Origin of the sequence: Nonomuraea sp. NPDC050786 (assembly GCF_040654115.1) — a bacterium.
GTDB lineage: Bacteria > Actinomycetota > Actinomycetes > Streptosporangiales > Streptosporangiaceae > Nonomuraea.
In genome coordinates this window covers 342,413-355,499 of record NZ_JBFAHJ010000003.1, presented here as the reverse complement: position 1 = coordinate 355,499, position 13,087 = coordinate 342,413, and the positions used below count along the sequence as shown (strand labels likewise).

12 protein-coding genes are annotated in these 13,087 nt (G+C 68.5%); 8 read left to right on the top strand and 4 right to left on the bottom strand.

Annotated elements, in window-relative coordinates:
• Window positions 1-5 precede the first annotated feature (5 nt).
• On the bottom strand, window positions 6-3,080 hold the full coding sequence (locus AB0H84_RS09240) for an amino acid adenylation domain-containing protein (RefSeq protein WP_357600580.1): 3,075 nt from the start codon (window positions 3,078-3,080) through the stop codon (window positions 6-8).
• A gap of 1,019 nt (window positions 3,081-4,099) precedes the next feature.
• Between AB0H84_RS09240 and AB0H84_RS09235 the strand changes: the two genes are divergently transcribed.
• The 3 genes from AB0H84_RS09235 to AB0H84_RS09225 are packed head-to-tail and all read left to right on the top strand — an operon-like array spanning window position 4,100 to window position 6,985.
• Window positions 4,100-5,266: an argininosuccinate synthase domain-containing protein gene (locus tag AB0H84_RS09235; RefSeq protein ID WP_357600577.1), complete on the top strand. Its 1,167-nt coding sequence runs from the start codon at window positions 4,100-4,102 to the stop codon at window positions 5,264-5,266.
• Between the two features lie 13 nt (window positions 5,267-5,279).
• Window positions 5,280-6,263 carry an aldo/keto reductase gene (locus AB0H84_RS09230; RefSeq protein WP_357600574.1) on the top strand — a complete coding sequence of 328 codons (984 nt, stop codon included), beginning with the start codon at window positions 5,280-5,282 and terminating at the stop codon, window positions 6,261-6,263.
• A complete protein-coding gene (locus AB0H84_RS09225) occupies window positions 6,260-6,985 on the top strand; it encodes a sulfotransferase family protein (RefSeq protein WP_357600571.1) in 726 nt (241 codons plus the stop codon). The genes AB0H84_RS09230 and AB0H84_RS09225 overlap by 4 nt, the downstream gene beginning before the upstream one ends.
• A gap of 203 nt (window positions 6,986-7,188) precedes the next feature.
• Here AB0H84_RS09225 and AB0H84_RS09220 read toward each other — a convergent pair whose 3' ends face one another.
• Both AB0H84_RS09220 and AB0H84_RS09215 read right to left on the bottom strand, forming a co-directional pair.
• Window positions 7,189-8,292, bottom strand: coding sequence for a GDSL-type esterase/lipase family protein (locus AB0H84_RS09220; RefSeq protein WP_357600568.1), 1,104 nt, complete (start codon window positions 8,290-8,292; stop codon window positions 7,189-7,191).
• A gap of 120 nt (window positions 8,293-8,412) precedes the next feature.
• Window positions 8,413-9,330 (bottom strand): NADP-dependent oxidoreductase, encoded by a 918-nt coding sequence (locus AB0H84_RS09215; RefSeq protein ID WP_357600566.1) that lies wholly within the window; start codon window positions 9,328-9,330, stop codon window positions 8,413-8,415.
• A gap of 122 nt (window positions 9,331-9,452) precedes the next feature.
• Here AB0H84_RS09215 and AB0H84_RS09210 point away from each other — a divergent pair, with 122 nt between their 5' ends.
• Both AB0H84_RS09210 and AB0H84_RS09205 read left to right on the top strand, forming a co-directional pair.
• Window positions 9,453-9,896, top strand: a complete 444-nt coding sequence (locus AB0H84_RS09210) for a helix-turn-helix domain-containing protein (protein WP_357600563.1) — start codon at window positions 9,453-9,455, stop codon at window positions 9,894-9,896.
• Window positions 9,897-9,956: 60 nt separating this feature from the next.
• Window positions 9,957-10,085 carry a hypothetical protein gene (locus AB0H84_RS09205; RefSeq protein WP_357600560.1) on the top strand — a complete coding sequence of 43 codons (129 nt, stop codon included), beginning with the start codon at window positions 9,957-9,959 and terminating at the stop codon, window positions 10,083-10,085.
• A gap of 105 nt (window positions 10,086-10,190) precedes the next feature.
• On the opposite strand, the gene AB0H84_RS09200 is transcribed toward AB0H84_RS09205, so the two are convergent.
• Complete coding sequence (locus AB0H84_RS09200) at window positions 10,191-10,562, bottom strand: DUF5997 family protein (RefSeq protein ID WP_357600557.1); 372 nt, start codon at window positions 10,560-10,562, stop codon at window positions 10,191-10,193.
• Window positions 10,563-10,616: 54 nt separating this feature from the next.
• Here AB0H84_RS09200 and AB0H84_RS09195 point away from each other — a divergent pair, with 54 nt between their 5' ends.
• The 3 genes from AB0H84_RS09195 (at window position 10,617) to AB0H84_RS09185 (ending at window position 13,077) form a co-directional block, all read left to right on the top strand.
• Window positions 10,617-11,345 (top strand): LysR family substrate-binding domain-containing protein, encoded by a 729-nt coding sequence (locus tag AB0H84_RS09195; protein ID WP_357600554.1) that lies wholly within the window; start codon window positions 10,617-10,619, stop codon window positions 11,343-11,345.
• Window positions 11,346-11,584: 239 nt separating this feature from the next.
• The gene (locus AB0H84_RS09190) at window positions 11,585-12,184 is read left to right on the top strand and encodes a hypothetical protein (RefSeq protein ID WP_357600551.1); all 600 of its coding nucleotides are present in this window, start codon (window positions 11,585-11,587) and stop codon (window positions 12,182-12,184) included.
• Between the two features lie 2 nt (window positions 12,185-12,186).
• Entirely contained in the window at window positions 12,187-13,077 is an 891-nt protein-coding gene (locus tag AB0H84_RS09185; RefSeq protein WP_357600548.1) for a hypothetical protein, read from the top strand.
• The last annotated feature ends 10 nt before the right edge of the window (window positions 13,078-13,087 follow it).

Below are 13,087 nucleotides of genomic sequence, written 5' to 3'. Positions count from 1 at the left end.
TGCGCCTACCTCTCCTGTGGTACGAAGGCGGGAATGTCGGTCAGCTCATTGAGGTAGCGATCGAGCGTCCTGAGCCCGTCTGCCGTCGGCTGCGCCAACGAGGCCGCGTGCCGCCTGAACCGCTGGGTGTCGAAGTGCCGGGTGCCGTCGGTGAACAGCTGGTCGAACTCGGCCGGCGCCGCGTCACAGCCGGCGCTCGCAGGCGGCAGCAGCATGGACAGCCTGGCGAGCCGTTCCTCCGGCCCGGCGATGGCCTCCAGGCGCTCGCGGAAGCGCGCGTAGCCCACCAGGTCGAGCCCGCACCGGTCGGCGAGCACGCCGAACGCCTCGGCGAAGCGCAGCCTGGCCGGGCAGAGCAGGTGCATCGCGCCGTCCGGCACCTCGATGTCGCCGGTCGCGGCCCGTGCCACCAACTCGCCGACCACGTCCACCGGCGTCACGTCTGTCTCGGCTTCGGTGGGGAACACGCATCCGGTGCGCGCGCAGGCGTACAGCAGGTTGTGCGCCAGTGAGTCCGGGTTGGCCACACCGATCGCCCGGTGCGGCCAGACCTCGCCGAGGCGGTACACCACGGATCTGACGCCCTGCCGGTGCGCGTCGGCGAGCAGTCTTTCTGCGACGTACTTCGATCGGTTGTAGCCGTCCGCGGCGACCTGCCCCGCCTCGGGGATCTGGTCCTCGGTGATGCGCGGAGCGCCGGGCCCGGGGGGCGGGAAGATGCTCAACGTGGACAGGGTGTGCAGGCGGGCGCCGCCTGAGGCCAGTTTGATGAGCTCTTGCACGCCGAGCACATTGGCGGGCCGGTGGTCCAGATAGCCGGACAGGAAGTTCACCGCGCCCGCGGCGTTGACGACCCCGGACACGGTCGACGCGATCGCGTCGAATCGCCACCGCGGCAGGCCGAGTAGCTCGCTGCCCAGGTCGCCGGGGACCACCTCGACCCGCCCGGTCTTGAGCGCCATGGGCAGCGCCTGCCAGGCGGACGTCAGACCGTACTGGTCGAGGACCTCGGTCAGCCGCCGGGCGCCGTCCGGGGGGTCGGAGCACCGTACCAGGCAGATCAGCGTGGCGCTGGAGTGCATCAGCAACTCGGCGAAGATGTGCACCCCGACGAAGCCGGTCGCGCCGGTGATCAGCAGAGTCTGCGGCGGTCGCCACGCCAGGTCGTGCTTGATGTAGGCGAGTTCGGCGCTGTCGTCGTCGACGCCCTTGGTCAGCCGCGCCGCCTGCGCGCGCACGGTCGACGCGACGAGCAGATCCCGGGGACGTACCGGCTGGCCCAGCCGCTCGCTGATCGCAGTGGTGAGCCGGTAGGCGAGCAGCGAGGTGCCCCCGTATTCGGAGAAGGGTACGACCACCGAAATCTGGTCTCGTTCGAGCACTTCCCGCCACGCAGAGCAGACCAGCTCCTCCATGGGGTCGGTCGGCGGCTCGACCTGCTCCTCCGGGCGTGTCTGCCGCGCGGTCTCGGCCACGATGAGCGCGGCCAGGGCCTTGCGGTCCGCTTTGCCGTTGCGGTTGAGCGGGAGCGCGTCGAGCACGACGATCTGGTGGGGGACCTGCTCGGCCGGCAGTTTCTCCGCCGCGTACGCGCGAAGCCCCGCCGCGGAGGGTGGATTGTCCGGCGACCGCGGCGTGACGCAACAGACCAGCGTGGACTCGGGCGGCTCACCGAGTACGAGCGCCACGGCGCTGCCCACGAGCGGATGGCCGGCCAGGGCGGATGCGACATCGCCCAGCTCCACCCGTACCCCGCCGACCTTGACCTGTTCGTCGAGCCGGCCGTTGTAGTACAGCAACCCGTCTTCGCCGACCCTCGCCAGATCGCCGGTCCGATAGAGCTTCTCGCCGGGGATGTCGGGGAAGGGGTTGGCCACGAGCACCCCGGCGGTGCGGTCGGGGTCGTTGAGGTAGCCCGCTCCGATGCATTCACCGCCGAGGTACAGCTCGCCTGGCGTGTTCACCGGGACGGGCTCGAGGTCGTCGTCGAGCACGATTGCGGCGGTGTTGTCGATGGGACGCCCGATGGGGATCCGGTCCACGTCGGCATCCGTGATGTCGTGAAACACCGACCCGATCGAGCACTCCGTCGGCCCGAACGTGTTGGTGACCTCCAGCCCGGGCAGCAGCGCGCGCAGCCGGTGCACCGCACCGGGGGCGGCCGCCTCCCCGCCGATCAGCATGCGCCGCAGGCTCGACGTCGCCTCGCGCAGGTCCTCACGCACCTCCAGCAGCGATACGAACGCTTCCAGCACGGACGGTACGAAGTCGGTCATCGTGACGCCGTAGCGGCCGATGGTCATCGCGGTCCGCTCGAGGTCGAGGATGCCGTCGCGGTGCGGAAGCACAACCTGCCCGCCGGACACCAGTGGCCACAGCACCTGCCACATCGAGGAGTCGAATGTGGAGCGGCTGTTCTGCAGCGTCACATGATCGGCGCCGTCACCGAACCGGCGTGACATCGTGGTCAGCCTGTTGACCAGGCCGCGGTGGCGGTTGAGAGCGCACTTGGGCGTGCCCGTCGAGCCGGAGGTGTAGAACCCGTAAATCAAGTCCTCGGGTGTCGGTCTACGATCTGCCGGCGGGGATTTCCGGTCAGCCGGATCGCACGGCTCCTCCGCGCAGTCGACAATTACCGTCGGGAGGCCCGACTCCAGTTCGGCGATGGTCTCCACGGTCGCGGGCGACGCCACGATGGCGGGCGGCGACAATTCGGCCATAATTGCGCCGAGCCGGTCGATCGGCCAATCCGGATCCAGCGGTACGAACGCCGAACCCGTCTTCATCACCCCGAAGAGCGCCACCGGGAATTCCGGTCCGTCCGCCACCAGTACGGGTATCAATTGCCGGGCCAGGACGCCGTTGCCGATCAGTTGATTGGCCGTTATATTGGCCGCGGTGTCCAGGTCGGCATAGCTCATCGTCGTGTCCCGATGGCGAATGGCGGGACGGTCCGGTTCCTGCTCTTTCTGTTCGTAGAAGAGGTCGAGGACCGTGCGGTGCCGGGGAAACGCATGCTGCGGCCCCAGGGATAAGGCCAGGACGTGTTCGCTCAGGCGGTTCTGTTTATGGCGTGGCATCGTGCTCCCATGGTCTCGACCGGCAACGGATCGCCGTTCCCGGCGGATCAGTCGCTATTCAGGTCGGTGATTTTCGGGTAGCCGGGACCGGCCCTCGGCAAGCATGACGAGAGTCGAATAACAATGTTCGGGTTCGCGGCCATGGACAACCGGCCGCAATATCACGGGAAACGCCGGGCTCCGGCGAGTGGGCGCAGCCGACCGGCTATGTCGGTCCCAGCTCGATCATGCGGATGTAGCGCTCGGCCGGTGAGCTGTGAGGCATGAGAAGAGAGAGCGGGCGCGGTGCTCCGCGGCCCGTACCGGTGCTGTCACGCGCACCGATCACGTGCCGCCGATGGCGGCTCCGAGACGGCGTGATAGCTCCTGACGTGCTGACTCGTGCGTGCAGTAACCATGGGTTCCTTCCTTCTCCTGTCGGCTGAGTGCTGCACGTGCGATCAAAGTAACCTATATACGGCTTATTACAAGTTACTCACATCTTGGAGTACGGAACCGGGATCCGCAACCCCGGCTGTCACCACCGCCGGCTCGGACGCCGCCGCGCGGGGCGGTATGGCCTGCAGAAATGCGAATGTGCCGCACGCTGAAATTCGGAGTGGCGGGATGACGGGCTTCCGCGTGTGATGCGAGAGAGAGCCTCGACGCCTGCATGACGAACGGCGAGCCGGACAAGCACGGCTCGGTGGCGGCGCGAGAGGCATACCCGGCGTTACCCGGGCCCGCGTCCGCTAATCCGGGGTCGCGTTCTTTTGTGACAACTTGCCGAAGCGCTCTGCTGATCATTCGGACGCCACGGATGATCAACCGTCAATGGGTCATATACGTGCACGTCCGGTCGGCAGAATGGGACCGGCAGAAAAGCCGATACAGAACCTTTGTCGGCTCCGGCGGCGACGGCTGCAGTTCCGAGATCATTCCGTGCCGGGCGTGAAAAGCCGCCATCCGCGGGTAGGGTCGGTGACCGCCGGCGTATTCAGGTCCGGCGTCACGCCCATCATCCACGCAAGGAGGAGGTTGTGCGGTCAGTCAATGGCAACGCGCGTGCCGGAGTATTCCAATCAGGAGGACTTTCCTCCCTGGCGGTCGGAGTCTGGCTTCATGAAATATCCGCGCCGGCGCGGCACTACATCGCCGACATCGGTCAGTCCGACCGTACGGCGATGGACGCGCTCGCTGCTTGTCTGCGAAGACTCGGGGACGAAGCCGTCGTCATCGACTTACGCTCGTCAATGGCCGCCGTGGCGTCGGATCTCCTCCGGTACGGTGCCCGCCACGACGGCGGTTACTGGAACACGACCGGTGCGGCGCGCTTCGTGCTCGTCAGCGAACTCACCCCATTGATGCAGGCGGACGGATGCCGGACATTCGCGCACGGCTGTGTCGGCGGCGGCAACGACCAGCGCCGCTTCGCGCGCTACGGCGCCCAGGTGGCCCCGGACCTGGCGGTCGTCGAGCCGTGGACGAATCCGCAGGCGCTTGAGCGATTCCCCGATCGCGAGGCCATGCTGGCGGCCGTCGTCGAGCGCGGACTGCCGCTCGACCCGGGCAGCGGTGCCGAGCGGTCCACCGACGCCAACCTCGCCGGCATCTCGCACGAGTCGGCGGAGCTGGAAGACCTCGAAACGCCGGTCACCCGCCTCGGCCCGCGGTGGAGCAACTGGCCCGGACAGGGCCCGGCCGAGCCCGAGACGGTCACGGTCGGATTCCTCGACGGGCGGGTCACCGACGTCAACGGCAGCGGGCCCGATCCAGTCGCATGGATGACGCAGGCCAACACGATCGGCGCCCGGCACGGCGTCTGGCTTCGCGACGTGGTCGAGCGGCGCATCGTCGGTACGGTCTGCCGAGGCATCTACGAGGCACCCGGCCTGGAAGTCCTCGCCCCCGCGTGGACCCGCATCCTGCAGGCGAGCCTTGACGCGGCCGGCCACGAACTCTACGACCGGCTGGCCGCCGTACTGGGCGCCGCGATGTACGAAGGCCGGTGGCTCGAGCCGGCCGCGCAGGCGGCGCGGGCGGCGATCGACCGGCTGGTCGGTGACGTCAGCGGCAGCGTGACCCTGTCCGTGCACCGGGGCGTCGTCCAGGTCGAACGGACAAAGGTCGCCGGCCATGTGGAGCAGCAGACCCGGTTCGGCTCGGGCGGTAACCGCTGGAGCGAAGTAGCCGCGGTTCAGACATGAGAGGAAGAAAGCGATGCGTGAGCGCCGATTCGGCCGGCTGGGCTGGAAGGTCAGCGAAATCGGCTACGGAATGTGGGGCATAGCCGGCGGCGAGGGCGGATGGACCGGCGCCGACGACGTGGCCGGCGACTCCGCGCTGGACGAGGGCGTGCGGCTCGGGTGCACCTTCTTCGACACCGCCTGGATCTACGGGCGCGGACACAGCGAAAGGATGCTCGGGCAGCTGGTCAAGCGGCACCCGGACCGCCGCCTCTACCTCGCGACCAAGCCCCCGCCGAAGGACCGAACCTGGCCGTCCACCCGCGACTCCAAACTGGCCGATGTGTACCCGCCGGATCATCTCTGGGAATACCTTCACCGCAGCCTCGAAGGGCTGGCCATGCCGTCCGTCGACCTGTTCCAGTTCCACGTCTGGGAGGACGCTTGGGCACACGACGCGTCCTGGCAGGACGCCATCGCCGAGATGAAGGAGCGCGGGCTGATCAAAGGTGTCGGGATCAGCGTCAACCGATGGGAACCCTGGAACGTGCTGCAGACGCTGAGCACCGGGCTGATCGACGCGGTGCAGGTCATCTACAACATCTTCGACCAGGCCCCCGAAGACGAACTGTTCCCGGCCTGCCGTGAGCTGGACATCGCCGTGATCGCTCGCGTCCCCTTCGACGAAGGCACACTCACCGGCACTCTCACCCGGGACACTCGCTGGCCCGAAGGTGACTGGCGGAACACGTATTTCGTGCCCGAGAACCTGATCCCCAGCGTGGAGCGCGCCGAACGGCTGGCGCGGATCGTGCCCGAGGGCATGACCATGCCGGAACTCGCCCTCCGGTTCATCCTCGCGAATCCCGATGTCGCCACCGTCATCCCCGGCATGCGCAAGCTCACCCACGTGCGCGCCAACATCGCCGCCGGCGAGGCCGAGCCACTGAGCGACGAACTGATGGCGCAGCTGCGCGAGCATCGCTGGGACCGCCGGCCCACTGCGTGGTCGCAATGAGTGCCGCACAGAAGCCCATCGTGCTGTGGGCGGTTCCTCGGTCGCGGTCCACGGCGTTCCTGCGCATCATGCTCGAGCGCGGCGATCTCGAGGTCCTCCACGAGCCGTTCTCGTACCTGCAGGCGGACGGGCACTTCGAGGTGGCAGGCCGGCGGGTCACGTCGGCGGTCGAGCTGCTCGACGCGATCCTCGAGGTGAATGCCGGGGGGCGCCGGGTGTTCGTCAAGGAGACCTCCGACTACACGTACACACCGCTGCTCGAGGACGGGCGCCTGTACAGCGACATCCTCAACACCTTCATGATCCGGGAGCCGCGGGCGGCGATCTCCTCGCACTACGCCATGAACCCCGCCGCCACCCTGGAGGAGTACGGGTTCGAGTACCTGCACGTCATTTTCGAATCCGTGCGGTCGGCCGTCGGCGAGGTCCCCTTGGTGATCGATGGTGACGATCTCGTGTCCGCTCCCGAGGCGACGGTCCGGGCCTACTGCGAGCGGGTCGGGCTCGAGTTCAAGGCCGAGGCGATGCGCTGGGATCCCGGGCAGCGGGCGAACTGGCGGCGTACGGATCGGTGGCATGCGGAGGTGGCCGAGAGCAGCGGGCTGGAGGCCAAGGCGTCCAAGCGGCGCGAGACACCCGACACGAACGCGCATCTACGCCGCGTCGCCGAGTACCACCAGCCGTTCTACGACGCGCTCGCCCGCCACCGCCTCGCCGGCTAGAGGACGCGACTGCGTCGTTCTCTATGAGGGCTGGTGAGCCGGCGCATCCGCTCCGGCCCGCGCTGACGTTGCATTGCCGATGACGGCGCGCCCTTGGGGGCGGCGGGCACGGGGTGGCGCGGCGGGCGCACGGCGGGCGGCACGCAGCAACGGCACGCAGCAACGACACGCACACCTCCGGTCGGGCGCCCTGGTCGTGGTTCCTAGAGGGCGAGGGTTTCCAGGTCCACGGCGGTGGCCATGGCTTGGGCGCCTTTGTCGTTGAGGTGCATGCCGTCACCGCTGTCCAGGGCGGGGTGGATGTAGTCGGGGGCTTCGGGGTTCTCGACAGCTCGGGCCACGTCAAAGACGGCGTCGAAAGTGTCGGTGCTACGGATCCAGTCGTTCACCTCGCGTCGGGCGGCGAGGCCCTCGGGGGTGCTGATCCCGGGGTAGACGGCGGCCGCGAAGGGGCCGATGGTGGCGGCGAGGATCTTCAGGTCGGCCTCGTGGGCGCGGTGAGCCAGAGCCTTGAAGCCTTCGATGAGGGCGTCGGAGGTGGCCGGAGGCTCGCCGACCATGCCGGGGAGGCCGAGGTCGTTGATGCCGAAGTGCACCAGGACGTGGGTCAGGCCGGGAACCGAGAGAACGTCGTGGTCGAAGCGCGCCAGCGCGTGCTCGCCGACCTCGTCCCGCAGGAGGCGGTTTCCGGCGATGCCCTGGTTGACCACCCATCCCCGCTTGAGGCGGCGGTTGAGGAAGTCCACGGAGCGGTTGTTCGCGCTGGTCGTGGAGCCGACCCCTTCGAACCAGGAGTCGCCGAACGCCACGGCGATCGCGGTGTCGTCCGGGGCGAGCACGTCGACGCCCGAGACGTAGAACCTGGCTGCTACCTGCTCGGCATCCGGGAGCGCGGGAGACATGAGGTGGTTGCCGCCGACTATGTGAGCGGTCTCCATGGGCATGTGGGAGTAGGTGGCCAGGCCTGTCTCCTCAGGGAGATAGAGGCCGAGGATCAGGTCGGCGCCGGGGGCGACAGGCAGATCGATCGGGTCGCTGACGGCCTCTTCTCCCGGTGGGATGGTGAGCCTCTCGGCGCCGTCGAAAGTGGGGGTGGCCTGCCCGTGCTCGGTGGCGGCCCGCACGGCGGCGATGGTCAAAGGGGTGCGGCCGTAACGGTTCGTCAGGCGTACGCGGAGGCGTTCTCCGCCGCCGGCCATGTGGAGCACCTGACGCACCGTCTGATCGGCGAAGCCGCGCGGTTCGGTGAGCTGGATCTGCTCGTAGGGACTGATCACTGCGCTGCGGAAGCCGGCTGTCCAGATCATGCTTGCTCCGTTCGTTGCTATGGGATGTGTCGGCGGATTCTGACGTCGGCGAGGTGGTTGACCTGGGGTCCAGGTCTTGTCGCGGGTGAAGGGGCGTGAGCGGCCGGCTCGGCGAGCCGGTCAGGGCTGGAGCACGTAGCGACCGCGCACCCCGCCCTTGGCCATGGCGTGGTGGGCCTGGGCGACCTGGTCCAGCGGCAGGACCGCGTGCACTCGGGTCGGCAGCTTGCCGGAGGCGGAGCGGGCGAGCAGGTCGCCCAGTCGAGCGCCGTCGGGATGCGCAACCACGACGTGTACGGTGATTCCGCGCTCCGCAGCCGGCTCGGCGCTCGGCTGGACACCGACGAAGACCCCGCCATCACGGACCAGGGAAAGGCCCCGCTCCTGCAGCGCCGCACCGTCGGCGACCGCGTCCCAGCCCGGCTCCGCGTGCGTGGTGAACTCGGCACCGAGGCCGCGGATGAACTCCTCGTCCTCGGCTCTGGCCAGACCGGTCACCCGCCAGCCGCGCTCCTGCGCGAGCGGGACGACGTACCCCCCGACCGCGCCGGCCGCCCCCGTCACCAGCAGCTGATCGCCGTCGCCGGGCGCGTCACCGAGGAGATCGACGATCTGGGCGGCGGCCAGCCCGTTGAGCGGCACCGTCGACGCCGCGATCAGGTCCAGCCCGTCGGGTAGGACGGCGAGGTCGGAGGCCCGCACGACGAGCTGTTCGGCGTAGGTGCCGAAGTCGCGATCGAAGCCGGCTACCAGGCCGGCGACCCGGGCTCCGGCCGCCAGGTCCACGCCGGGGCCGGTGGCGACGACGGTCCCGGAGAAGTCCCAGCCCAGGCCGGTGTGCTCGGGCTGGTCGATCAGCCCCATGGCGTGGAAGAGGCCGCGGGCGACGGCCAGGTCGACGGGGTTGACCGGCGCGCCGGCGATCCTGACCCGGACCTCGCCGGGGCCAGGCTCGACGACGGGAACGTCGATGATCTCAATGGAGTCGGGGCCGCCTGGAATGCGGACGGCGGCCGTACGAAAGGTAGAGCTGCTCATGGTTTCGCGCCTCGCGCCTTGTGTTCGACAGTTGACCTGCTTCACTATGGGCGGGTAGCTCTCCAGCGGAAAGTAGGCACTTCGAAGTGCGTAGCTCACCGCCCGGTAGGAAGGAGCGGTAGATGCCAACGAGGACGGCGGCCCAGAATCGGGCGCAAGCGAAGGGCGACTACGACGCGTTCCTGGCGAGGTGCCCGAGCCGCCAGTTGCTCGACCGGATCTCCGACAAGTGGGTCGCGCTGGTCCTGGCCGCGCTCGGCAGCGACGGCCCGCATCTGACGGGAGACGACTGTGCCGGTGAGTCACGGTCGATGCGCTACTCCGAGTTGTCCCGCAGGCTGGCCGGTGTCAGCCAGAAGATGCTCACCCAGACCCTGCGCTCCCTGGAGCGCGACGGGCTGGTCACCCGCACCGTGACGCCGACGGTGCCGGTCACGGTCACATACGAGCTGACCGACCTCGGCCTCTCGCTCCAGCACATGATGCGCGGCATCAAGCTCTGGGCCGAGGCGCACATGGACGAGGTGCTCGCCAATCGCGAGGAGTACGACACCCGCATCGCCTGAACGCTTTCCCCATCAGCGCCACCCGAGGACGAGTGGCAGGAACCGGACAGGGGGACGGTGATGTCGGCATCGATCACCCGTATCGGCACGCCGCCCAGCACACAGATCCACGACCCGTCGGCGATGGTCGCCAGGCGGGGCAGCACCCTGCCGTCCTTGCAGCGGATCAGCAGGGTGGCGCCGGTGTGATGAGGTTCTTGGCCTGCGGTCGGGCGGCAGCACCGTCCCGGCTGGCAGGCAACCGATCATCCGACCGGCTCGTGCCGGGCCGCAGACATGCGGGATCTCGGCTGTCTAGCGCTGCTTGAGGCGGAGCGCCTCTTTGCGCGTCTCGGCCTGGATGGACCGCTCCCGCTCCAGCCATTCCGGGTTCTCCGCCTTGAGGGCATTGATCTCGGCGGTGGTGAGCGGTTCGGTGATCCCGCCTCTGGCCAGGCCGGAAATGGAGACCCCGAGCTTCGCGGCGACGACCTGCTTGGGGTGCGGGCCGTTGCGGCGCAGGTCAGCGAGCCAGGCAGGTGGCGACGCCTGCAACGCGTTCAGCTCGTCCCTGGAGACCACGCCCGACTGGAACTCGGCGGGAGTGGCCGAGAGGAGGACGCCCAGCTTCTTGGCCGCGGTCTCGGGCTTCATCGTCTGGACGGTCTTCGGTTTGGGCGAGGGCATGATGCCAAGAGTAGTCAGTCGGAACGGGTTCTCTGACATCGGTACGCTGAGGAAGTGACTGATGGTGAGACCGGCAAGGCATTTCGGCTGGCGTACGTGCCCGGGGTGACACCCGCGAAGTGGGTCAACATCTGGGCCGAGAGGCTGCCCGACGTGCCGATCTCCCTGGTCACGGTCCCCGCCGCCGAGGCGGTGGGACTCCTGCGGGACGGCGCCGCCGACGCCGGATTCGTCAGGCTGCCCGTCGACCGGGACGGGCTCAGCGTGATTCCTCTCTACGTGGAGACCACGGTGGTCGTGGTGCCCAAGGACCACGCGGTGGCCGCCGCCGACGAGGTGACGGTCGCCGACCTGGCCGACGACGAGGTGTTCCATCCTCTGGACGACACCATCGAGTGGCCGGTCCGGCCCGGGCTGCCCGCGTTCACCCGCCCCGCCACCACGGCGGAGGCGGTGGAGCTGGTGGCTTCCGGCGCCGGCCTTCTCCTGGTCCCGCAGTCGCTGGCACGCCTCCACCACCGCAGGGATCTCACCTACCGGCCGGTGTCGGACGCGCCGCAGTCTCAGGTCGCGCTGGCCTGGCCCACGGACGCGACCACCGACCTGGTGGAAGATTTCATCGGCATCGTCCGCGGCCGGACGGTGAACAGCTCGCGGGGTCGTACTCCCGCCTCCCCTGCGGAGAAGCCGGCACAGCGGCAGGAGCAGAAACCCGCACAGAATCGCTCCCGTCGCCGGGCCGCGCCGGCCAGGCGAAAAGGGAACGGCCGCCGGCCTCGGTGACCTCCAGCCCCTTGATGGCGCGCATCGGTATCCGGGGAACTGACGCCTTTCCGTGGCCGTTCTCCGAGCATCTTGGTGCAAGGGGTCCTCGCAACACTGCTGTTCAGCAGCGGGCGTCGTGCCCGGCCGCCGCACAGGCTGGTCGAGACTGACGTCAGACACTGTGCATCCGCTGTTGCAAGATGGTTCATCTTTTCGATCTTTTTGGCCACCGCGGCGAATGCCTAGATTGCTCATCCATGCGCAAGTCAGCACTCGCTCTGGTGTTCGCCATCGTGGCGTCACTCTCCGCCGGGCTCACGGCCGCCGCCCCAGTGGTTGCCAACACGTTTGGTTTCTACGCGTACCATCCCACCTGGTGCTGTCCCAGGACGGACAACCGCGACGTCTACTGGAACGGCTCCACCCTCACCAGCAACATGATCACCGCGGCCGACTACGGCATGGCCAACCTTGACTACCAGACCGACCTGAGAATAGGCGGTTACGACAGCACCGCCGGCACACACACCGACCTGGTGATGTACGACGCCTACTACACCGACTACTGGGGCAAGGACTGGGACGGCTCGAGCACGGGCGTCAACATCACCGCTTCGACCAAGTGCGTCAGGGCCCTCTACCAGATCGGCGGCGAGTATCTGTGCGACCGCGCCGAACTCCGCTTCGACCTGGCCGACATGACCAGCTCGACCGTCCGCAAGAAGACGGCCTGCCACGAGATCGGCCATGCCATCGGCCTCGGGCACACCAATCTGACCTCCTGCATGAAGCAGGGCTCGTCCACCACCCAGACCTACAGCAGCCACGACCGCTCGCACGTCAACGGGGCGTGGTAACCATGAAGAACCGCTTCGCGGTAATCCTCACCCTCGTCGCCGCCATCGCCACCGGCACCCTCGCAGGCACATTCCTCAACAGCCCCGACCCCTCCTTCTGGCAGCGGCTCCGCTACGGGGTCAGCATGTCCGACGGGGACTACCTGTTCGACTCCGTGGCCGACATCGTCCCCGGAGCGCCCGACTCCGGCGCCTTCAAGGCCGCCGGAGCGCTCGTCCAGGGCACCGTCGTGGACATCGAACCCGGCATCGCCTTCGCCTCCGACGACTCGGCGATCGGCTCGACCGTCGTTCCCTACGACAGCGAGGACGCGGCCATGCGTTACGCCGGCCTGGTGGTGCGCGTCGACAAGGTGCTGGCAGGCCGGCTCGGCCAGGGGTACACCGACGGCAAGATCCGCATCCAGGTCGAGCAGCCGGTCACCACCACACTCGCCGAACTCAAAGACTCCATCGCCACGGCCGGCACGGGCCTGATGTTCGTCCACAACCTGGCGGAACGGCAGCAAGTCCTCGGTCGCCCCATCACCGACCCCACCCAACTGGCCTATGCCCAGTCCGTCTACACCCCGATCGGCGAAGGCCTCTTCGTCGAGGAGTCGGCGGGCAGCCCCGTGATGGCCCCGCTCATGGACGGCCAGCGCGCGGCGCAGCTCCTCGGGTACACATACGTGTCCGAGGACGGCGAAGCGGAGCCGTCTCCCTCGCCGACCTGCGACGACATTGACCCCTGCTACACGCCGACGAGCAAGCCTTCGGCTACGGCGACATCCGTTCCCGCGGGCGGCACCGAACCGGCGAACACCACGCCACCGAGCCTGACAGCCCTCCGCACGACGCTGGTCGCCGCGGCCTGCGCTGAGGGGACGGCGGTGGACTCCTCCTCGTGCTGAGCCGGCCGAC